At 42.2% G+C, this 20,014-nt stretch carries 23 protein-coding genes and 1 pseudogene; 17 read left to right on the top strand and 7 right to left on the bottom strand.

Going from position 1 to position 20,014, the window contains the following annotated elements:
• Window positions 1–87: 87 nt before the first annotated feature.
• The 6 genes and pseudogenes from HMPREF1536_RS24865 to HMPREF1536_RS24840 all read right to left on the bottom strand — a co-directional run bounded on the left by HMPREF1536_RS24865 (window position 88) and on the right by HMPREF1536_RS24840 (window position 7,811).
• Complete coding sequence (locus HMPREF1536_RS24865; protein ID WP_028728044.1) at window positions 88–564, bottom strand: hypothetical protein; 477 nt, start codon at window positions 562–564, stop codon at window positions 88–90.
• A pseudogene (locus HMPREF1536_RS24860) lies at window positions 561–2,642 on the bottom strand (DNA topoisomerase); the annotation flags it as partial. The gene HMPREF1536_RS24865 and the pseudogene HMPREF1536_RS24860, both read right to left, overlap by 4 nt.
• Window positions 2,643–2,745: 103 nt before the next feature.
• Complete coding sequence (locus HMPREF1536_RS24855) at window positions 2,746–3,771, bottom strand: site-specific integrase (protein ID WP_007754523.1); 1,026 nt, start codon at window positions 3,769–3,771, stop codon at window positions 2,746–2,748.
• On the bottom strand, window positions 3,758–4,435 hold the full coding sequence (locus HMPREF1536_RS24850) for a tyrosine-type recombinase/integrase (protein ID WP_192916423.1): 678 nt from the start codon (window positions 4,433–4,435) through the stop codon (window positions 3,758–3,760). The genes HMPREF1536_RS24855 and HMPREF1536_RS24850 overlap by 14 nt, the downstream gene beginning before the upstream one ends.
• 340 nt (window positions 4,436–4,775) lie before the next feature.
• Entirely contained in the window at window positions 4,776–5,681 is a 906-nt protein-coding gene (locus HMPREF1536_RS24845; RefSeq protein WP_158236838.1) for a site-specific integrase, read from the bottom strand.
• Window positions 5,682–6,290: 609 nt separating this feature from the next.
• Window positions 6,291–7,811 carry a DUF4099 domain-containing protein gene (locus HMPREF1536_RS24840; protein WP_028728893.1) on the bottom strand — a complete coding sequence of 507 codons (1,521 nt, stop codon included), beginning with the start codon at window positions 7,809–7,811 and terminating at the stop codon, window positions 6,291–6,293.
• A gap of 277 nt (window positions 7,812–8,088) precedes the next feature.
• Between HMPREF1536_RS24840 and HMPREF1536_RS24835 the strand changes: the two genes are divergently transcribed.
• The 17 genes from HMPREF1536_RS24835 to HMPREF1536_RS24755 all read left to right on the top strand — a co-directional run bounded on the left by HMPREF1536_RS24835 (window position 8,089) and on the right by HMPREF1536_RS24755 (window position 19,417).
• On the top strand, window positions 8,089–9,219 hold the full coding sequence (locus tag HMPREF1536_RS24835) for a tyrosine-type recombinase/integrase (RefSeq protein WP_182420060.1): 1,131 nt from the start codon (window positions 8,089–8,091) through the stop codon (window positions 9,217–9,219).
• Between the two features lie 64 nt (window positions 9,220–9,283).
• Window positions 9,284–9,847, top strand: a complete 564-nt coding sequence (locus HMPREF1536_RS24830) for a DUF6707 family protein (protein WP_044192923.1) — start codon at window positions 9,284–9,286, stop codon at window positions 9,845–9,847.
• A gap of 33 nt (window positions 9,848–9,880) precedes the next feature.
• Window positions 9,881–10,468 (top strand): hypothetical protein, encoded by a 588-nt coding sequence (locus tag HMPREF1536_RS24825; RefSeq protein WP_044192921.1) that lies wholly within the window; start codon window positions 9,881–9,883, stop codon window positions 10,466–10,468.
• 49 nt (window positions 10,469–10,517) lie between these two features.
• The gene (locus HMPREF1536_RS24820) at window positions 10,518–11,033 is read left to right on the top strand and encodes an ankyrin repeat domain-containing protein (RefSeq protein ID WP_007662657.1); all 516 of its coding nucleotides are present in this window, start codon (window positions 10,518–10,520) and stop codon (window positions 11,031–11,033) included.
• A gap of 42 nt (window positions 11,034–11,075) precedes the next feature.
• Entirely contained in the window at window positions 11,076–11,750 is a 675-nt protein-coding gene (locus HMPREF1536_RS24815) for a hypothetical protein (RefSeq protein WP_007662658.1), read from the top strand.
• A 77-nt stretch (window positions 11,751–11,827) separates the two neighbouring features.
• A complete protein-coding gene (locus HMPREF1536_RS24810; protein WP_007558978.1) occupies window positions 11,828–12,340 on the top strand; it encodes an ankyrin repeat domain-containing protein in 513 nt (170 codons plus the stop codon).
• A gap of 41 nt (window positions 12,341–12,381) precedes the next feature.
• Entirely contained in the window at window positions 12,382–13,380 is a 999-nt protein-coding gene (locus tag HMPREF1536_RS24805; RefSeq protein ID WP_004328534.1) for an SMI1/KNR4 family protein, read from the top strand.
• Window positions 13,381–13,462: 82 nt separating this feature from the next.
• Window positions 13,463–13,897, top strand: a complete 435-nt coding sequence (locus tag HMPREF1536_RS24800; protein WP_028728890.1) for a hypothetical protein — start codon at window positions 13,463–13,465, stop codon at window positions 13,895–13,897.
• An 84-nt stretch (window positions 13,898–13,981) separates the two neighbouring features.
• Window positions 13,982–14,563 carry an SMI1/KNR4 family protein gene (locus HMPREF1536_RS24795; protein ID WP_028728889.1) on the top strand — a complete coding sequence of 194 codons (582 nt, stop codon included), beginning with the start codon at window positions 13,982–13,984 and terminating at the stop codon, window positions 14,561–14,563.
• Between the two features lie 73 nt (window positions 14,564–14,636).
• Window positions 14,637–15,041, top strand: coding sequence for an SMI1/KNR4 family protein (locus tag HMPREF1536_RS24790; protein WP_028728888.1), 405 nt, complete (start codon window positions 14,637–14,639; stop codon window positions 15,039–15,041).
• Window positions 15,042–15,120: 79 nt separating this feature from the next.
• Window positions 15,121–15,708 (top strand): leucine-rich repeat domain-containing protein, encoded by a 588-nt coding sequence (locus HMPREF1536_RS24785; RefSeq protein WP_044192934.1) that lies wholly within the window; start codon window positions 15,121–15,123, stop codon window positions 15,706–15,708.
• A gap of 74 nt (window positions 15,709–15,782) precedes the next feature.
• On the top strand, window positions 15,783–16,643 hold the full coding sequence (locus HMPREF1536_RS26815; RefSeq protein ID WP_028728886.1) for a hypothetical protein: 861 nt from the start codon (window positions 15,783–15,785) through the stop codon (window positions 16,641–16,643).
• Window positions 16,612–17,169 carry a DUF4265 domain-containing protein gene (locus HMPREF1536_RS24775; protein WP_223805097.1) on the top strand — a complete coding sequence of 186 codons (558 nt, stop codon included), beginning with the start codon at window positions 16,612–16,614 and terminating at the stop codon, window positions 17,167–17,169. The genes HMPREF1536_RS26815 and HMPREF1536_RS24775 overlap by 32 nt, the downstream gene beginning before the upstream one ends.
• 73 nt (window positions 17,170–17,242) lie before the next feature.
• Window positions 17,243–17,734 carry an Imm9 family immunity protein gene (imm9, locus tag HMPREF1536_RS24770; protein WP_008620116.1) on the top strand — a complete coding sequence of 164 codons (492 nt, stop codon included), beginning with the start codon at window positions 17,243–17,245 and terminating at the stop codon, window positions 17,732–17,734.
• A 35-nt stretch (window positions 17,735–17,769) separates the two neighbouring features.
• On the top strand, window positions 17,770–18,387 hold the full coding sequence (locus tag HMPREF1536_RS27770) for an Imm25 family immunity protein (RefSeq protein ID WP_150115651.1): 618 nt from the start codon (window positions 17,770–17,772) through the stop codon (window positions 18,385–18,387).
• 78 nt (window positions 18,388–18,465) lie between these two features.
• Window positions 18,466–18,960: an SMI1/KNR4 family protein gene (locus HMPREF1536_RS24760; protein WP_028728885.1), complete on the top strand. Its 495-nt coding sequence runs from the start codon at window positions 18,466–18,468 to the stop codon at window positions 18,958–18,960.
• A gap of 73 nt (window positions 18,961–19,033) precedes the next feature.
• Window positions 19,034–19,417: an Imm44 family immunity protein gene (locus HMPREF1536_RS24755; RefSeq protein ID WP_009017663.1), complete on the top strand. Its 384-nt coding sequence runs from the start codon at window positions 19,034–19,036 to the stop codon at window positions 19,415–19,417.
• 115 nt (window positions 19,418–19,532) lie between these two features.
• On the opposite strand, the gene HMPREF1536_RS24750 is transcribed toward HMPREF1536_RS24755, so the two are convergent.
• Entirely contained in the window at window positions 19,533–19,928 is a 396-nt protein-coding gene (locus tag HMPREF1536_RS24750) for a hypothetical protein (RefSeq protein ID WP_028728884.1), read from the bottom strand.
• Window positions 19,929–20,014 lie beyond the last annotated feature (86 nt).

Here is a 20,014-nt window from a genome sequence, read left to right as displayed (position 1 = left end):
CTTTCGAGTATTTGCCAGTCGGTTATGGGAAAGACAAATCCGCCTTCTTATATAATCGGCTGGCAAAGATAGTGAATATTGCCGGGATTACGGGTACAAGACCTTGAAATCCCGTGGGCTGCCGCTGTCTGTCAAGCCGTCCTGCCGGAGCCGCCGGAGGGTCTCGGCTGCCGATCCGCTGCCGAAGTTGCGGACACAGTACAGGCGGGAGAAGCGGAAGCGGCGGAGGTGGACGAGCAGGTGCTCCACGGTGAAGACGCCCAGCTCCCGGCACGCCCGGACGATGCGCTGCGACAAGCCGAAGGTGTCGAGTGGGGTGTCGAGCAGGCGGCGGAGCCTGCCCGGTCTGCCGGGCTTGCCCCGCTGCTGTGCCACGTCCTCGTAGATGGTGGCGACCCGGTTGCGGCTAAACAGGGTGGCAAGGGATGCGCCGTCGATCATCAGGATGCCGTCGAAACGGGCATAGGCGATGTGGTTGCCGTTCATCCAGAGGGTGATGCGCAGCTCGTCCGTGCCGCAGAGCCGGGCGGCTTCCGCCACGGTGATCCAACCGATGCCGTTCATCGCCTGCGCTCCTTTCCTTTGGACTTGTCCGTGCGAGGCGGGAACCCGTACACGGTGCGGAAGTCCTTGTCGAAGGTGAGGTACGCATCGAAGGGCTTGCCCTCCCTGCTCCTGAAGCCTTTGATAAGGGATGTTTTGCCTTTGGTTACAAGGTCGGTAATCTGGCTGTCGGTGAGCTGTTTCTCCCCCTTGCCACGGAAGACGGTAAGCCCACAATCGACGTTGCTGCACTTGGCGACCTTCGGGTAAAGGAGGATGCGACCGGAACGGCACTTGGGGCACGGGATATGTCCGCCGTCCGCCACCGATACCTGCACTTGCAGGAGTTCTTCGGTAATCTGGGCGGCATAGATCTCGATGCCTTTGCGGAAGGTGTCGGGATTCATCTCCCCGCTCTCGATCTTGGCGAGGGCGGTCTCCCACTGCCCGGTCATCTCGACATCGGCGATGCGCTTGTCCTTCACTATCTGATACACGGCAAGCCCCTTGTCGGTCGGCACGAGGCTCTTCTTCTCCCGGCGCACGTAGTTACGGGCAAAGAGGGTCTCGATGATGGAGGCACGGGTGGCGGGCGTGCCGATGCCGTTCCCTTTCAGGCTGTCCCGCAGCTCGTCGTCCTGCAACTCCCTGCCGCAATGCTCCATCGCCGAAAGGAGGCTGCTCTCGGTGTGCAGGGGACGGGGCTTGGTCTGTTTCTCCACGCACTCCGCCGATTGCAGGGGGAAAGACTCGCCGGGCTGCAAGGGCGGCAAAGCGGCTGTTCCCTCGTCGTCCTCGTCCCGCTCGCCACGCACGGCACGCCATCCGGCAGACCTGACGACCGTTCCCTTGGCGGTGAACACGCTGTTCCCCGCCGTGAAGGAGACGGTGGTAACGTCCTTGAGGCAACGGGCGGAGAAGGCTTCGAGCAGGCGGGCGGCTACCATGTCGTACACCGTGCGCTCGTCGGCGGACAGCTCGCCGGGCAGACACTCGGTGATGATGAGCGCATGGTGGTCGGTAACTTTCCCCGCATCCACGCTGCGGCGGTTGAGCGAAGCCCCTTTCAGGGCGGCGGCATGGGCGGCGAAAGCCGGGTACCGCTCCAGCAGGGCGATGCGGTCGGGTATCTCGTCGAACACATCGTCCGAGAGGTAGCGGGAGCCGGTACGGGGGTAGCTCAGCACCTTCTTCTCGTAAAGCGACTGGGCGACGGAGAGGGTCTTGTCCGCCGAGAAGCCGTACCTGCCGTTCGCCTCTTTCTGCAAGGAGGTCAGGTCATAGAGCAAGGGAGGCTCTTGGCTCACCTCCCTGCGCTGCACGTCGGCAACCTCCACCATTCCCGTTGCGGTAACAGCAGCGAGGGCGGCGTTTGCCGCCGGAAGGGTTTCGTAACGCAATTCGGAGATGGCGGCGAAGGGCGTGCCGTCCTTTTCCGCCGTAACCTTCAGCCGGTAATAGGTCTGCGGGGTGAAATCCCTGTTCTCCAGATAACGGGAGCAGATCATCATCAAGGTGGGCGTCTGCACCCTTCCGAGGGAGTAGATGCCCTGCCCGGCGGCGATGGAAAGTGCTTGAGTCGCATTCAATCCAATCTCCCAGTCGGCGATGGCACGGGCTTCGGCGGCACGGTAGAGGTTGTCGTAGTCGCTGCCGGGTCTGAGGTTGTCCAGCCCTTCCCGGATGGCACGGTCGGTCAGCGAGGAGATCCAGAGGCGCAGGCAGGGCTTGCGGCAGCCAAGGTAATTGTAGATGTACCGATGAATGGCTTCGCCCTCACGCCCGGCATCGGTCGCCACGACGATACGGTCGGAACGGTCGAAAACCTCTTTGATGACCTTCAACTGTTTGAGCACGCCGGGGTCGGGCTTGTACTCCTTGCCCTCCCGTATCTGGCGGGGGATGTACTTGAACTCCTGCGGCAGAATGGGCAGGTTCTCACGCCGGAAGCCCGTGTAGCCGTATGCTTCGGGCATGGCGAGCTGGACGAGATGGCCGAACGCCCAGGTAACGAGGTAGCCGTTACCTGAGAGGTAGCCATCGTGCCGCTCCCGGACATTCAACACGTTTGCTATATCCTTCGCTACGGAAGGCTTTTCTTATCACAAGTAAATTATTATCCAAAGCCTTTATTTTTGTCTGTCTGTATATCAGCTATTTAAACACATTACTTTATATTACAGCTTTGGATAATAATCATCTTCATTTAGATAGATTCCTTAGCCATATCTTAAGTTCCTGGTCTTTTTCCCATGAACGTTCTGTTATATCGTTTGGTATCATATTAACATAAGCTGATTCCAAAGCCTCTCTTTTTTGTTTAGAATCAGCCCGAGCATATATTTCAGTAGTTTGTATAGATACATGTCCTAAAATATCACGAATATAGACCAAATTTACACCAGCTTGTAACAAGTGCATAGCTTTACTGTGTCGTAAAGTATGCGGGCTTATTTTTTCCGGTATAAGTTCCGGATCTTGTATTCGGGCGTGATTAATATAATTATTCAAGATATAAGATATGCCAGAGTTTGTTAGCTTTCTGCCACAACTGTTAAAGAAAAGAGGTCTTTGATTAAAACCGGACAGGTCTAAACGATTCTCTTCCATATAACTGCGTAATAAATTCACTTGTTCGTCTTGTAAAGGGACAATTCTTTTTTTGCGTCCTTTACCAAATAAGGTGACATGACAAGGCTTTTCCAATTTCAAAGATGCGGGTGTCAAGTCTATTAATTCTTGTACTCTGGCTCCACTATCATAGAGCAGGGATATCAAAGCTAAATCCCGTCGTCCTTTTTTCGTGTTGATTGGTATTTGTGCCAATAAAAGCTTAATGCCATCTATGCTGAGATAATTGACACTTCTTTTTTCATGTGTTTTTACCTTGATGGATAATATCTCTTGCCATTGTTCCAGACGCTTTACATCCTCATATTGCATATATGTACAAAAAGAACGTAATGCCGCCAATCTTTGATTTCTAGTCGCGTTACTCGATTTTTTCGTGTCTTGTAACCAATCAAGGAAGTTTAAAACCGTTTTTCTGGTAATATGTTCCAATCTAAGATTATCAGCCTTTATGTTTACCTGTTCGTCCAGAAAGTTTAACAGCAAGCTAAATGATTCGCTGTATGACCGTATGGTATTAGGGCTTACGCCTCTTTCTCCGATAAGGTACTCTGTGAAAAAAGCCGTTAAATGCTTCGCAAAGTCAGTCGTTTTCATAAGTATCTACATTTAAATTAGTTATTATGTTTGTTTGAGGGTACACAAACCGTGTTATCGTATTTTGTTTCAATAGAATATCGGGAAACATATCTTGTGTCAGGCGCACGTAGGTTTCAGTCCCTTTCAACGTCTTATGCCCCAAGAAGACCGACAAAAGAGGAAGCGCACAATATATGTCCATTCCTTCTTGCACCATCTTTGCAAGGGAATGGACGGCAAAAGTATGTCTGAGACTATGTATGCAGGCTCCTCCGGAACGGTTGCTCGAACAAGGTATATTGCATTTTTCCAACACTTTCTTGAAACCGCCCAAAACAGTACAAGAAGATAACGGTCGTCCTGATGGGGATATTAACAAGAACTTGTCCGGGGCATCAACGTCTGGCAAGGGCATCTTGTTGCGATATTCCAAATACTGTTGTAGAACCTTGGACAGGGAGTCGCTTAAAGGAATAAGCCTTTCCATCTTGTTCTTTGTCTTCCGAATAATGATGCAATTCCTTCTCAAATCAACATCCCGATTCCTAATGGATATGGCTTCCCCGATTCTAATCCCTGTAGCATATAAGATTCTATATAAAGCAGGTAATGCAAAAAGATTACAATATATATTATGACTATGCATCCTTTGCTTGTCGCAAGCTTCAAAGATGTCCTGCATCTGTCCACGGGTAAACACATAAGGAGTAAAATCCGAATATTCCTTCTTTGGTAACTTGGGTATATAGCATTCTTTTCCTATGTGGCATAAGTATAGGCAAAACTGTCGGAACATGGACACCTTGTCATAGAGGGTTTTCTTTTTATCATGTATGCGGGTGCACTTCCATGTATCAATCATGCTTTTAGTTATGAACACATCCCTGATGTTGCTATTAACAAAGAACTTGTCAAACTCCAAGAGCATCCACTTTATCCGTCCAATGTCGGAAACCTGATTTTCTTTCATCGCAAGAAAATCCTTAAAATAAGGTGCGAACACGCTTTGATATATGAATTGTTCAGACATAGAACAAACCTCCTTTCTGTGTGTAGAAATCGGATGGGACATCCGGGACTTCAAGGACACATTTCATCAAACCATCAATGTCTATCCGAAGATAGCCCATTGTCGTTTGTGTAGTTTTGTGTCCCAATGTCTCAGAAATGACGGGCAGTGATATGCCATTACGCAATAGCTGGCTGGCTAAAGTATGTCTCATAGCGTGAGGACCTTTTTTTCTATCCCTTGTATCTATTCTTGAATGGCAGATAATCTTTCTGACCGACAAGGAAACCACCGCCCCATTCACAGGATTATATGGGGCTAAAGAGGATAGGAATATCTGTTTGGAAGAAGAACTCGGTCTGCCATATTTCACATAATTGATGATAGCTTCTCCTACATCCTTTAAGAGTGGCAATTCTATTTCACGTTTAGTCTTGTACTGTATCAGGCGGATAATGTTTCTATCCCAGTCTAAATTACTGAATTGTAATCCGGCAATATCGGAGGAACGTAGTCCTAACCGTGTTGCTAATAGGAGCATGGCGTAATCTCGTTTTCCTACAGGAGTGGATTGATTTACCGAAGATTCTATTTGCAAGACTTCTTCACAAGTGTATGTCGACGGTAGTTTTTCTTTTACAATATAACGGTTTCTTCCTATCACATAATCAATATTCTTATTGATAAGCTTTTGTTCGTACAGGTAACGACAAAATGCACGCATCGTTGCCAATACTCTTTGTTTACTGTTTTGGCTGGAAGATATAAAAGTTAGCACATCATCCTCACCTATATCTGAGATGCGGGATACATTCCTCAAAGACAAATGCCTGAGAAAATAGCTGAACACATGTTCGTAGCCATCTATCGTTTTAGGAGATAGTCTTTGTTCTTCCAAGAGATGAAGGTATTTTGTCATAATGCCTCCTATTTCTCCTGAGAATTTGCGTATAACGTATCTTACAACTGGTTTTTGGATAGTTCTATCCGTAAGATAATTAACGAATAGCAGTAATCGATAATTGGTTCCATGTATCAACCGCGTTTTTTCTTGTGGCATAGTCTTTAAAAACAAATCGATGGATTCTACATTACAGTCTTGTATGTAGTTTATATCCATGTAAACGATAAAAAGACGACAGGTCTTTTTATACTGTCGGATAGTCGATTCTGAATATCCGGCTTTACGCAACGCTTCTAAAAAATCCGAAACTTTGGATTCAAAATGATTTTTATTGTCCATAATACTATATTTGGAGGGAGCAACATTACTCTCTCCACAATATAGCATATTATTATCAGAACATTATTATCACGAGTTTGATTGATTATCTGTCAGTTATTTGGTGTATTAGCTTATAGCTTTGGATAATAATTTACTTGTGATAAGAAAAGTTATCATAACTCGTGATAACTTTTCAGCGATGACTGCTGTAATCATATTTCTTTAAAATTTAACGGTTTGACAAAAGTTATCCCGCCGCTCGGACGGGATAACCGGTAATTCATTTACAGAATGGCGGGGAAATCAGCGGCGGACACCCCGGCTGCGCTTGGGCTTGTCGGGCTGTTCCTGCTTCTGTGCCTGTTTCCGGTCCTCTTTCTGCTCCTGCCTGCGCTCCTGCTGCTGTTTCTGCTCCCCGGTGGGTCGCTGCTGTGCGGATTGCAGGGCTTCTTTCAGGTTGCGGGTCGTCTCGACGGTCTTGCCCTCGGAATTGACCGCCACCTGCACCTCGTTCTCCACGGCGGGCTTGACACGCCCCTCTTCGAGCGCCGCCTTGTAGTCCTTGGGGAACATGAAGGCGGGCTTCTCGCCGGGCTTCCATGTGATGTAGCCTTGGTAGGCTTTTCCTTTCTTGTCCACCAAGCCGGAAACCTTGACCGTTCCCCCGGCTTCGAGTTCGAGGCGGGACTTCTCGGTAAGCTCCTGCTTGCGGAAAGTCTTCGGCACCTCCTGATTGGCGGTCTGTTTCAGGTTCGCCTTGTACGCATCCATCGCCAGCCTGCCCCGGTCGCCGAAGAGAAATTCGAGCTGCATCTTGGCTGCGCTGAACTGCACGGGAGCCGGGTAAATCTTGGGCTGCTCCCCCTCCTTGGCTCTGGAAAGGAACCGGCAGACCACCGCCTCGCCCTGTTTGAGCCGGGCTATCTCGTCCGGGGTGAAGGTATGCCCGTTCTTCTCCGCCGGGATATTGACCTTGGAGAGCGGGAAGGCGACCAGCTCGTTGGTCTTGAGGTTGCGGCTGACAAGGGCTTCGACCTGTTCGCCCGCCCGGTTGGTGACGGTCGCCGGGTGTCCCATGTTGCCCGTCTGCCGGAGCACCTGCTTGTCGGAGTCGGTGATGTCGTAGCCGAAGAACTGCTTCTGCATCTTCTCCGGGTCGAGGATGCCGTGGCTGCACACGGTCAGCCTGCCGTCCGTGCCGGGCTTGAGCGAGAGCTGGCTGTCGTTGCTGTGCGAGATGCCGTCGAAGTGGAAATGCACCCGGACGGTCTTGTCGGTCTGGAAGCCCCGGAGCATCTGGTCGAGCATCCCGTTGCCCTCGATCTGCTCCCGCTGCACGCCGAGTGCGGCGAGGCTGTTCCAGTCGATGTCCTCCGGGCGGTACTTGTACTGCGGGTTCTGTTCGGTCTGCCCGGCGGACTGCTGCGGCGCACCCTCCGGCTGTTGCTGCTGCCCGGCTTGGGTCTGCTGCTGCGCCTGCACGGGCGGCTGCACCTCGTACTGCGCAACGAGCGGCTCGCCCGTCTTGACGGACTGGCTCTCCCGCTGCCGGAAATCGGCGGCTACCCGTTGCACCTCCTCTTCCGGCACACGGAAGAAGTGGAAGCGGGTCGGGTCTTTCAACTGGTTCCAGAGGTTGGAAAAGAAATTCGAAAACATATCGCCGTGGCGATCCACCCGCAGGAGGTCGTTGTTGTCCTCCAAGGGGTTCTTGGTCTGTAACTCGCCGTCCTTTACTCCGCTGACGGCTTGGAGCGTGCCTTTCTCGTCCATGACGAGCAGGATGTCCATCAACTGCTGGCTGCTGTCCGGTCGTTCGTCCATAATCTAATGTTTTTAAATGGTGAATACTATTGGTTCTCAAGTGAAACCGGGCGTAAATATAGAGGGAGAAACACGGGGAACGTGCAAGTCCGGGGCGGGCTGTCCGCACTTGTCGTCCGGTTCGCAGGTTTGTCGCAGCCCTTTCCTGTGAAAAATACCAAAAAATCATGCCCAGCACGCATTTTTCTCCTCCGGAAAACGGCGATAATTCGTTGTTTTCTCTATATTTGTAAAATATGGGTAATGAGGGACACGGTCTGTCATTGCCACCCATGCGATGCGTATGAAAGTCTATCAGAGCAAACCGAGAATAACGCTTTCACCTGCCATCCGTGACGGGCAGAAATACGTGGAAGTGGAGTTCGACGAGGACGATGCCATCCGGCTGTCGCTGTCGAAAGAGAAGGGCGTGCGGTTCGAGGGGGACAGAGCCTACCTGCCGGAAGAAGGGTTCGACCTGTCCGGCTTTTTCGACCGCCATGTGGAAACGGCGTATATTGACTACTCCGCCCTGAAAAACACCCAGCCCAAGAAAAACGGGAAAACCAGCCCCGCCATCCCGCCCGGCTATGCCGAGACGCTGCGGCAACTGCGGTACAGCGAGCATACCGTCCGTGCGTACACCGCCTATTTCAAGGAGTTCCAGCAATACTTTGCGGGAAGAAACCTCCGCTACATCCGACCGGAAGAAATCAACGCCTACATCGTGCACCTGATTGACACACGGGGGATCTCGTCGTGCCAACAGAACTTGCGCATCAACTCGATCAAGTTTTATTTCGAGAAAGTGCTGGGATTGGAACGGAAATGTTACGAGGTAAAGCGAGCCAAACGGGAACGGACGCTGCCCGACGTGCTGAGCAAGGAGGAGATAAAATCCATCCTTGACGCAACCGGTCCGGACATCCGGCTGTTCTGCATGTTCTCGCTGCTCTACTCCGCCGGGTTGAGAATCAGCGAGCTGCTGGACTTGAAGCCCCACGACATTAACGTGAGCCGTTCGCTGATACGGGTACGGCAGGGCAAAGGGAGGAAAGACCGCTACACGCTGCTGTCGAAGCCCCTTGTCAGGAAACTGACCGAGTACACCAAGCTGTACAAGCCGCAGGAATGGCTCTTCGAGCGGTACAAGGGCGAGCCGTTTACGGAGAGCATCGTGTCGAAGAAGCTGAAAGAGGCGGCGAAGGAAGCCGGAATCACCAAGCGGGTGTACCCCCACCTGTTGCGGCACTCGTTCGCCACGCATCTGATCGAACAAGGCACGGACTTGAAAATCGTGAAAGAGCTGTTGGGACATAACCAACTGAAAACGACGGAAATGTACGTGCATATAGCCGACACTTTCAAGAGCAGCATCCGCACTCCATTGGATGATATTCTTGAAAGTGATAATGAGATAGTTAAATAAGAAAATAACAGCGAAAACCGCTGATAATTACATGTTATCTTTTTGAATAAATAAACAATAAGCGATGAACGAAGAACTAACAAATATTGTATTGAGCCTATCTTCTCTCGGGAATAAACGTATCGAGAGTTTGAGCAAGAAGGTTCTGAAAAAGATGAACTTCAAGTCTTCAAAAGATTTGGAAAATCTGAAAGACCTGTGTTTTTGGCTGTATATTTATGGTTATACCAATCAGTTTACTCAACTGTATTCAATACTTCTTGCTGTATCGTTTACTGGCAACTGGAATACATGGACACAAGTCGAACTGGTGTTGGCTTTAGTCTATTATGCTTCAAGAAAAAGTAAAGATGTTCTGCATGAATCTAAGGCATTGGCGGGAATCATGCAGGCAGAGACGGATGTTGAAAATATAAAGAGTCGATGCAACGGTTCGCTATTAGAAGGACGAGAGCAAAATGTTCAAGAAAGTATCCAACTTGGGAATAAAACAGATATAAGAGAGGCTCTTTACGCTGAAATGAGAGAGTTAGTATTGATATATGCTCTCGGTGGAAGTGAAAAATATCCCCTTGAGAAGATTGAGGCAAGAGTAGAGGAAATAAAAGAGAACTTAAAAGGAATGTAGCAAAAAAGATAACAAGCGGATCAATCTCCTTTAATGGCGATTATCCACCGGGCATTATATGCCATGTATGAAAAGGATAAAATATTAAATTCATTTCCTCCGGATCTCGCAAAAGATGTACGGAGAGTATTGGATATGCTTGTGATGAAAAATGATGATATAAGCAGCCGATACTATATCGTCAATCTTGGAGGTTTGAATATAGCAATTCCAGAACGGGTATATATGAGAGAACAGACACCGTCCAATATGACAGCAGTACAAAGAAATATTCTTGACTGTATTTTCACAAGACATAATAATGGTTTTGTAAGGCAACGCCATCTACAAAACCTAATCTCCTGCACAGAATATTGGACTATACCATTTTGCTTTAAGCTATTAGGAGAATATGTAGATAATATTTTATACGATGTGAAGAAGCATTTGGAGTGTAATATGGATAGCTACCTTCGTTTTATCGGAGAAAATGAAAAATTCTTTGATCGAACTAAAAATCAAATGATTAGTTATTGGAATTGCTATTATAGGTTGAGATACCCCAACAAAGAATCATATATAGGTTTTAATATCTTTAATAATTTGGAAATGGCATATAACAAGCGGCTTAGCCTCCCCTAAAAAGGTCGGTTAGCCACCAAACATTATCAAATTCTAAAATAAAGCAGTTATGAGTACAAAATATAACGAAGAAGCAGAAGATCTGATGTTTGAATTATTCGACGAAGATGATTTTACAAAAGTCATATCATTTGTGGATAAGTATGGATGTGATTTTGTGGATAGAGATGGAAGAAATCTATTAATGAATTTCATTGTCGAAGGAAAGAGTACGTTTGCCATTGAACTAATAAAGCAATACAAAATGAATGGTTTGAATTTGGATTTGCAAGATGACTCTGGGTGGACGGCGTTGCATTTCGCTGCTCAAGAGAATAGCCCGGAAATTATAGAACTTCTTGCAGGGTCAAAGGCAAACTTAAATATCCAAGAAGAAAATGGTCGTACCCCGCTATTCATTGCCATTTTTGATAGAAATGACAAATCTGCGATTACATTATTGGAAAATGGTGCAGATATAACAGTGAATAATAATTCAGGTGTTTCTCCAATGTCATTTGTAACGAAAAAAGTAAAGAAATGGATAAATGAGAATTTGATAACAAACAGCAAACCGACTGAATAAGTGGAACGCTGCCAAACATTATCGACCTGAAAAGAACAAGAAATGAAACCAAGAGATATATTTATTAAAGCCTGCAATGAGATAGCTATTCCTTTTATCGCAATGGGATTTAAGCCGTCTAAAAATGGACAATGTTTGAAAAAGATTTCAAAAGACAAAAATTTGACTTTTGAAATATGGTTTCGTTCAAGTGTATATAATTCATCTTGTAGTGTGGCTATATATCCACTGATTACGATTACCTGTAAAAACTTGAAAAAGTGGGTGCAAGAAGAGAATCTCAATGTCAATGATGATGGCTTAGTATATCATAATCATATTGGATACCTATCGCCAATAAATCAATATCAATCTTGGGATCTTGCCGGACTAAGCTATGCTCCATCAATAAAAACAATAATTGATTTACTTGAAAAATATGCTTGTCCGATATTTGATTTATTTGAGAATAGACAAATGGCTATTGACTTCATTACGCAACATGGCTGTTGTTTCAATCAATACACGAAAGACTCTCTCCTTGCCCTGCCATATATGTTGAGATATGGTGAAAAGGAACAAGCCGAGAACTACTTCAATCATTACATACATTCAAGTAAATGTCGAAATAGATTTGTAAAAGCCTATTCTCAATTAGAAAAGAATGATGTAATTGATTGTGGATTAGATAATCGTTTTGTAATACTTGCATATAGTCAAAAACTAAAAATAAAATAGGTCGATAACAAACAGATGAAACTTTTAAGGTGGTTTATCCGCCGAACATTATCGTTGTTTACATTAGAATCAAAGAAATGAGAACAATAGAAGATATGAAACTTGAATTATTGAGTGATGACTCAAACAGGTTTATACAAGCTCTAATAGATTATGACATAAATAGTAAAGATAAATATGGGAGTAATCTACTTCATTACTATATAATGAATTACAAGAGTATCGTACATCCCGCAGGTGTAATTATACCCGAATTTGTAAAAAAAGGGTTGGATATAAATGAAAAAAGGAAAGACGGACGCACTGCATTATATCTTTCTGTTCAATATCAGTTGAAAGGTATTTTTGAATTACTCCTGAATCATAATGCAGATATAGATATGCAAAATGCAAATGGTAATACTCCTTTATGGGAAGCTGTTATGCAATACAAGGGAGATGGCTTTTTTATCGAACACCTTTTGAAAAATGGAGCTAATCCCGATATAGAGAACAACAATGGAGTATCTCCTAAATCATTGGCAAGAACTATCGCAAATTATGATGTAAGAAGATTCTTTAACAACGATAACAAACAGCAAACCGACTGAACAAGCGGCACGCTGCCGGACATTATCTGCCCATAAAAAGAATGAATATGAAAATAGAATTAGAAAATTGTCAAAAAAGTCTTACTCTCAAAGATTTTGAAGAAGTTGAGAGCAAGTTGGGTCATGTTTTGCCGGAAAGACTGAAAGAGTTCTATTTACAATATAATGGAGGAGAACCTAAACAGCAAACCATCTCCATAAACAAATATTACGAAGTGGAAATTAGAATTTTCCAACCGTTCAAATATAATAAGAGTTTTAAGAATGCTCTTTTTCATACTGTTGAAGGAGAAACCTTGGAGCATCGTAGTTCTAATTCGATTTCTGACAATATTCTGCTATTTGCCAGTGGACATAACAATTTGAGAAATATTGGTGTAATTGCAATCAATATAAAAAACAGAGCTGTATATTTTTATAAAATTATTGGTTTTGTAAAAAATAGCGATGCATTTATTTTTGATGAACCTCAATTGATAGCGGATTCAATAGATGATTTTTTCAATAATCTCGTTGCTTTCCCAAAAATCGAAGAGGAACAACAAACGGAGATTATAGAAATAGAAGGTGTAATGCCTGAACTTTCGGACTGTTCGGCTTCGCTAACAAAAGAAGATATAAAGAATTTTGAGGTTGAGTTGAATGTAAAGATTCCGGCAGGCATGAAGAACTTTTACCTCAAGTTCAACGGTGGTATGCCATCACCATATTGTTTTCAACCGCAGGACGAGGATTTGGATTGGGTGGAGATAAATGCGTTCTTTCCGATAAAGGAACGCACCAATGCTTTTGAAACAATTGAAGTCATAGCCAAAGACATGTGGAGCAGAAATCTAATGCCAAGCAACCTGTTGCCTTTTGCTATGGATTCGGGTGGAAACTATTATGCGTTGAACTTGAAGAATAAAAAGATTTACTATTACTTGACTGACGAGTGGGACGAAAACGCTTCAAGAGAATACAACTTTGAAACAAATACTCGTTACATCGCCCAGTCATTCAATTACTTTATAAATCATTTTATCGAAGAAGAGGAATAAAGCGGGCAGATAACAAGCGGATCAATCTCCTTTAATGATGATTATCCACCAAACATTAGCAATTGACGAAAAAAAGAAAGCAATGAGTGAAATTATAGAATACCGTCCAATTAATGAGGACGAACGAATAGAAATAGATCAGCTTGCGGCTAAAGGTTTAGTCCTTATAGGTTTGCAGGAAAGTGCTGAATCCTCTGCCATCCTTGATGGCATAAAGAACTATCTCAATAATTTTGAAAGTTCAGATGACGAGGAAATTACGGATAGGGCTTATGAGTTAGGTTCCCTGTTAGGAAACACCATCCAAAAGCACTATGGATGGAACTGGTTTTGTGTAGAGGAAAATACAGATGATTCTTTTCATTGTGTTGCTTCTAATAAAGAACGAGCCTGCTGCGCCTGTCATGAATATATATACTCCATATTGACAAAACAGCATTCCAATAATGTAAAGTTGTTGTTCAATATGATAAAGAAGGACTATCCTAAAGAATGGCACTTCATGTTGCTTTCTTAAAAGATTGCTAACAAACAGATGAAACATTTAAGGCAGTTTATCTGCTAAACATTAGTCGCTTGAAAAAATAAAAGAAAAAAGAATATGAGTGCGTTTACAGAAATAAAGAAATACATTCAGACTTTTGAAAAGTATGGATGTAAAGAATATGAAAACGGGACAAAAGAATATGGTCATGCACCTTTCATTGCTCCTGAAGCATATAATTTTTGCGTCTTTGCTACGCTAAATGAAGATGATATTGTTGAGTTAGAGCGAGATTTGAAAAGAGAGATTCCGGCTCAATTCCGCTCGTTTTTAATGACTGATTCCAATGGCTTACATCTTTTCTTCCATTTCAGTTTGTATGGAATGAGAAAATCATATAATCGAAATCCAAACGCGACTCCAGAGCCTTATGGCTTAATTGAGTCAAACATTTACGAAAGACCTAAAAACGCAAAAGATACTTATTTTTTCATTGGAGGATATAGATATGATGGCTCAAAGCTCTATATAGATTCTGAAAATGGAAAGGTTCATTTCTGTAAAAGTAGAGATGCTACCTCTCTCTTGTCATGGGATTCTTTTGAAGATATGCTCATATCAGAATCCCAAAGACTATTTACGCTTTACGATGATAGAGGTAGAATGCTTGTGTCAAGAGAAAAAACACTACCGATATAGAATAAGCGACTAACAAACAGCAAACCGACTAAAAGCGGAACGCTGCCAAACATTAGCCACCGAGGAAATAAATATGAAAAAGGAACTTATAGAACGATTGAGAAGATTTCTAACGGCACATGATATGATTGGGACACCTGCATCTGATGAGCAGGTATTATGTGCGGAACAAGAGTTAGGAGTAAAATTTAGTTCTGACTATATAGACTTTATCAAGAATTTCGGAACAGCATACGCAGGAATGATGATTAATGCTTTAGACGGCAATGAAAATGTGGTCGAAGAAACTAAATCATTAAGAGAAGTTCATCCTGAAGTTACAGATACTTATGTGATTTCAGATGATGGTTCTGGCAATCCCATAATGATAAATTCTAAAGGAGAGGTCGAAATATACTATCATGATAGTGATGCCGAAATAAAAACCATCGCTCCATCGTTAGAACAATATATAGAAGATAATTTTCCTGAATGGTAAAAGCGGTTGCTAACAAACAGATGAAACATTGAAGGCGGTTTATCTGCCGGACATTATCGTCATTAAAATAAAAACGAACATGGAGAAAGGAATAAAAAGAATTGAGCAGAATGGTGTTCACGTTGCATATCTTACTTGTCCTCAAATCAAATTGAACAAGTATAAAAATGCAACCATGTTATCGTTGTGGCATATTAAAGGCAACTCAATGGATTTTATTTTGGATATGCCCGAATTGCAAGATATCAGGATGTATTCGTGTAAATTCAATGACTATACAGCATTAAACAAATTGACACATCTAAAGAGATTATGTATTAATGGTATTGCCACAAAAGAAGAGCAAACATTTGATTATATAGCCAATCTTTCTCCTTTAGAAGAACTAATCATTTGTAACATAAAACCGTTTAGCAAATTCCCCAATTTATCGAACTTACATAGTTTATATTGGTTATTTATTTGGGAATGTAAAAATTTAGTTGATATAAAAAACATTGCCGATATTCCCAATTTGCGTGTATTTGATTGGTGTTGTTCTCAATTAAAGCCTACTGAATTGGAATTTGTAATGCAAAAAGACAGTATTCAAAAAGTTGCTGCTCAATTTGGAGGAAAGAGGTTAAATGAAGAATTTAAATCATTATTAATGAAGTACAATTTATGACGATAACAAGCGGATGAATCTCCCTAACGGTCGATTATCTGCCGGACATTAGCCACTTAAAAATAATAATAAAAATGACACATAACGAAGCCATAGAACTATTGTTGAAAGAGTACACTTCTTCTGACAAGAAGCGGCTTACTGAGCTATTCATACAAACCTTGCCAATAGGTCGGATTCATTTTGGGCTTCAAGTTTTGTCGAAAATGAAAACATATTATGTTCATTCATATTCAATATACGACATTCCTAAAACAGGTGATTTTTACAAAGACGAGAGGTTGTGGATAAAAGAAAATAAAAAACTATTCTTAGAAAGAAAATACCTCTCCTTTGAGAATATGACCGTAGAACAACAAAGAGAAATTATGGATGAACCTACAATAAACTCTTGTTATATTTGTTCGTCTTCCTTTGAGAAAGATATTGAAAAATATCCATTCAATCCCAAATATGGGGTGAATGAATCTGATGTTTTTCACATGGTACAATGCTTACAGCAAGAGAATAGGGAAAGTGTGAATTTCCTGTATGATCCCAAACAACAAAAGGAAGGGCTGAGTATTCTTAAAGAAATCTTTGAGACTATCACATCCGTGCAGGAATCAGACGGGATTCGTTATGTGTACAAATTGTTGAAGAAAAAAGAATTTTTCAAGCATTGGAAGAAAGAGGAAAAGCGTATAAGTGTTAAGTTTGCAGAATTAGCTTTACAACGTCTGTTGGAAATAATGGGATACCTTAGTATTCTCCACACTGAAAAATATAGAGGTTCCTTTTATGAGTTTAATGAAGGATGTACTCCAAGAAGCAGCCGAAGTTCTGATTGGAATTACCCAGTGGATTTTTGGAGAGGCAAAAACGGCATTGATAAGATAGCTTTTCAGTATTGGTTTGGAGAGTATGATGAACTTGAAAAATTCTGGAAACAATAGAGCGACTAACAAACGGATTAATCTACCAACAGCCGATTATCCACCTAACATTATCAACTTATTAATGAATAAAATGAAAAAAGACAAACATATAAAAGTGCTATTCCACTTGGAACAAGATGAAGATGGCTATCCACCATTTTCTATTGAAGGTTTGTGGTGCAAAAAGGCAAGTAATGATACCTATATTGTCGATAATGTGCCATTCTATACCTATGGAATCAGTTTGGGGGATGAGATATGTGTTACAGAAGAAGATGGCGAATATCATTTTCAATCCATAGTGAATCCCTCTGGAAATAGCACATTGAGGGTACATTTTAACGATAAACGTATGCAGATGGTCAGAGACAAACTACTTGATATGGGATGCAAGGTAGAGATTTCTAATCTCTCTTCATTCGTATCCATAAATGTACCACAAGAAGTTTCCTTAAAAGTGGTCGAAGATGTTCTGACCAATATGCAAAAAGAATGTGATAGTTTGGCTTATGAACATGGTGTTGTCAGACAAAATATAAGTTGATAACAAACAGCAGACCGACTGAATAAGCGGAACGCTGCCGAACATTATAAACTCTGGATATAAGGATGAATGTATGAATAATCAATATGCAGTTTTAATAAGTAGTGAAATCCCTGAACTTGGAGAATTGGACTTACTGCGCTCAATTTACCGAGAGTTGAATGGTTATATGGAAGATTACAATAACCAAATCAACTTAGATGATTTGGGAGATTGGAAACTTCTCATACAGATAAATCTTCGAAATACTAATGGGGGGATTGGGATTTTCAAACGGGCAAAACGTTTCCCATCTAATAAAGAGTTTGAAATATCTATTTCCATACCAGTACCAAATTTGGAGGAAGCACGCTATGGAATATCCGATATGACGGGGATTTATATTCCTTTAAATATTAAAAACTTCTACATTCTTTCTCCATGCTTTAGTAAATATGATAATTTGTATCATTATATTCTTGAGAGTGCAAAACAAACCATAGATGCAGCTTTTACTTATGGCTTTACATGTAACGGCAAAAGAATAAAGAAAAAAGAGTTTATAACAAACAGCACTACCGACTGAATAAGGCGGAACGCTGCAAACCATTAGTAATAAATATGAAATCTGAATTTCACAGTGTTATAAATGAATTTCAACGTTTACTCAATGAGTATAACTTTAAGTGCCCTAAGAAATTATGGTATGATGATCTTATATGTTTAAGTAAACATATCATTGATATATATTATTGTTATATAATAGCACGAGTATATAAACATAATGGCTCATTAGAAGTAACAATGTGGGTTGGTGTCATTGATCGTCCGGATGATGGGCTTGAAAATCTGTCAGCAAACATTAAGATCCAGATTGGATATAACCAAACCTGCGATGAAACTTTTTTCAAAGAATGCGAAGGTAAAATAGTCAATATTATTGAAAGCGGCAGTTTGGTTAATTTAATTAATGTGTCTCAAATAGAAATGAAGACACCTTCTTTTCATAATGGGCGATATGAGGTGTTTACCTTATATCTCATGCCGTTTTATAAGATGGTCTTGGAACAGGCTAATTACAATAAGAAGATACTAAACAGTAAAAAAAACTGCCGGGTTATTATTGAAAATATTTTCAATAATAACCTATCAGGGGAAATGAAAATGTTCTTTGATAAACTTGGGCTAAATTCCACTATTGACATAATTTGGGAGTTATGTTACATTTATTCTCTGTGAAATATATTACTAACAAGGTCGATATAACAGCTAAACGCTGTCCCTCACCAACCCATTATAAACTCGTAAAATAAAAATATGATTGAAGCACTGAAAAATATAGGATTCGTCGTTACAGAACGATTGGAAAGAAAAGAATTAAGCTCTGATTTACAAAATCGGTACTCCGAACTTCCTGCGGACTATCAGGAGTTTTTACAACGGTTTCAGACAATCACGAATGAAAGTGATAATGTTTGGTTTAATTCCATAGAGGATTTTAACGGAGAAAGCGATAGCGGATTCCGTTGGAATGAATTTGAGCTGATGGGACTTGAGGCGTTGGCAGATGATAAGGAATCCTGTGATATGATACGCCTGTTTTGGGATAGCCATATTCCTATTCTTATGTCAGTAAAAGATGGATACCAATATTTGTGCATAGATTTATCTCCGGAAAATTACGGTAAAATCTATTATGGAGTTGAACCTGAATTTGAAGATTCGGCAGAATTTGTTTGCGATAGCTTCAATCATTTATTGGAAATGTTGTCTTCCAATAAAAAGAATGATATACTGACAAATTTCAAATAGGTTTATAACAAGCAGATAAATCTCTCTGAAAGATTGATTGTCCGCCAAACATTACTAACGATAACAAATTTGTATGAAAGTTTTTATTGGAGGTGAATTGGAACATAGTATTTCTGATAAGTTTCGTAAAGCAAGAAACTCTGTAATAGAATATATGGATTGTCTATGTGATATTTCATATATTAATGAACTAAGTTTCTATGTATTCTGCTTAAAAGGATTTACTGCAAATCCATTAAGTAGATATTCGAAAAAACGTAATCGGATAGAATTGGAAATTCTACTCCCATTTGATAAATTTGAAACAGCAAATGATTCTCAATGCGTTGAGATATTGAAACAAAGTATTCTTGATGCTATTGAGAACTATAAAAATAAAAACATTCCACAACAATATATTGATGTAATTGTAGAAAAAATGAAAGCATCAATTAATGAATTCGTTAGTAACAAATAGCACTACTGCTTAAAGCGGAACGATGATGATGTTTCGGCTTCTGCCGTGAAATGGAAATTAGCCGATATGTAAGTAATCCCAGAGATAGAACCGATGCTTATTCTCCTGCCGTTTATCATGCCCAATGTATAAACCCGAAGTGAAACATCAGTGCGACATTCACCACGGTCAGGGCGATAGCGATAAGGACTATTTTGGCGAGCTTCCTGCCGGGATGTTTCATCTTTCCGTAATATTCACGAAGTGCTTCACGCCGCCCGGCTGTGTAGCGGAGCTGACAGAACAAGTCGGGAAGAAAGCAAAGAATCATCACTATGGCAAAAGCAACAATCCAACTGAAATAGCGAAACATCAACGGTGTTCCAAGCGGTACGAGTATGGCAAAGAGCCAGCAAAAGAGCAACAGCATACGCCCGTTAAGGTTGGTATGCTCCCTTTCGTGCCATATCTCGGCTACATACCACATATAGTCGATGAAGCAGAACCGGTATTTGCGATTGTCCTTATCCATATCATTACAAAAATAATGTTTTCTACCCACTTAACCATTACTTCATGCCGAAAAACACCATACCCGATAAAAAGAACCTCGCCGGC

This window comes from Parabacteroides gordonii MS-1 = DSM 23371 (assembly GCF_000969825.1).
Taxonomy (GTDB): domain Bacteria; phylum Bacteroidota; class Bacteroidia; order Bacteroidales; family Tannerellaceae; genus Parabacteroides; species Parabacteroides gordonii.
This window is presented reverse-complemented; position numbering and strand designations above follow the sequence as displayed.

Bases quoted from the DNA above. Each gene is read 5' to 3' on its own strand.
- HMPREF1536_RS24865 (WP_028728044.1), bottom strand. From the start codon at position 564: ATGAACGGCATCGGTTGGATCACCGTGGCGGAAGCCGCCCGGCTCTGC.
- HMPREF1536_RS24855 (WP_007754523.1), bottom strand. From the start codon at position 3,771: ATGAAAACGACTGACTTTGCGAAGCATTTAACGGCTTTTTTCACAGAG.
- HMPREF1536_RS24850 (WP_192916423.1), bottom strand. From the start codon at position 4,435: ATGCAGGACATCTTTGAAGCTTGCGACAAGCAAAGGATGCATAGTCAT.
- HMPREF1536_RS24845 (WP_158236838.1), bottom strand. From the start codon at position 5,681: ATGACAAAATACCTTCATCTCTTGGAAGAACAAAGACTATCTCCTAAA.
- HMPREF1536_RS24840 (WP_028728893.1), bottom strand. From the start codon at position 7,811: ATGGACGAACGACCGGACAGCAGCCAGCAGTTGATGGACATCCTGCTC.
- HMPREF1536_RS24835 (WP_182420060.1), top strand. From the start codon at position 8,089: ATGCGTATGAAAGTCTATCAGAGCAAACCGAGAATAACGCTTTCACCT.
- HMPREF1536_RS24830 (WP_044192923.1), top strand. From the start codon at position 9,284: ATGAACGAAGAACTAACAAATATTGTATTGAGCCTATCTTCTCTCGGG.
- HMPREF1536_RS24825 (WP_044192921.1), top strand. From the start codon at position 9,881: ATGGCGATTATCCACCGGGCATTATATGCCATGTATGAAAAGGATAAA.
- HMPREF1536_RS24820 (WP_007662657.1), top strand. From the start codon at position 10,518: ATGAGTACAAAATATAACGAAGAAGCAGAAGATCTGATGTTTGAATTA.
- HMPREF1536_RS24815 (WP_007662658.1), top strand. From the start codon at position 11,076: ATGAAACCAAGAGATATATTTATTAAAGCCTGCAATGAGATAGCTATT.
- HMPREF1536_RS24810 (WP_007558978.1), top strand. From the start codon at position 11,828: ATGAGAACAATAGAAGATATGAAACTTGAATTATTGAGTGATGACTCA.
- HMPREF1536_RS24805 (WP_004328534.1), top strand. From the start codon at position 12,382: ATGAATATGAAAATAGAATTAGAAAATTGTCAAAAAAGTCTTACTCTC.
- HMPREF1536_RS24800 (WP_028728890.1), top strand. From the start codon at position 13,463: ATGAGTGAAATTATAGAATACCGTCCAATTAATGAGGACGAACGAATA.
- HMPREF1536_RS24795 (WP_028728889.1), top strand. From the start codon at position 13,982: ATGAGTGCGTTTACAGAAATAAAGAAATACATTCAGACTTTTGAAAAG.
- HMPREF1536_RS24790 (WP_028728888.1), top strand. From the start codon at position 14,637: ATGAAAAAGGAACTTATAGAACGATTGAGAAGATTTCTAACGGCACAT.
- HMPREF1536_RS24785 (WP_044192934.1), top strand. From the start codon at position 15,121: ATGGAGAAAGGAATAAAAAGAATTGAGCAGAATGGTGTTCACGTTGCA.
- HMPREF1536_RS26815 (WP_028728886.1), top strand. From the start codon at position 15,783: ATGACACATAACGAAGCCATAGAACTATTGTTGAAAGAGTACACTTCT.
- HMPREF1536_RS24775 (WP_223805097.1), top strand. From the start codon at position 16,612: ATGATGAACTTGAAAAATTCTGGAAACAATAGAGCGACTAACAAACGG.
- imm9 (WP_008620116.1), top strand. From the start codon at position 17,243: ATGAATAATCAATATGCAGTTTTAATAAGTAGTGAAATCCCTGAACTT.
- HMPREF1536_RS27770 (WP_150115651.1), top strand. From the start codon at position 17,770: ATGAAATCTGAATTTCACAGTGTTATAAATGAATTTCAACGTTTACTC.
- HMPREF1536_RS24760 (WP_028728885.1), top strand. From the start codon at position 18,466: ATGATTGAAGCACTGAAAAATATAGGATTCGTCGTTACAGAACGATTG.
- HMPREF1536_RS24755 (WP_009017663.1), top strand. From the start codon at position 19,034: ATGAAAGTTTTTATTGGAGGTGAATTGGAACATAGTATTTCTGATAAG.
- HMPREF1536_RS24750 (WP_028728884.1), bottom strand. From the start codon at position 19,928: ATGGATAAGGACAATCGCAAATACCGGTTCTGCTTCATCGACTATATG.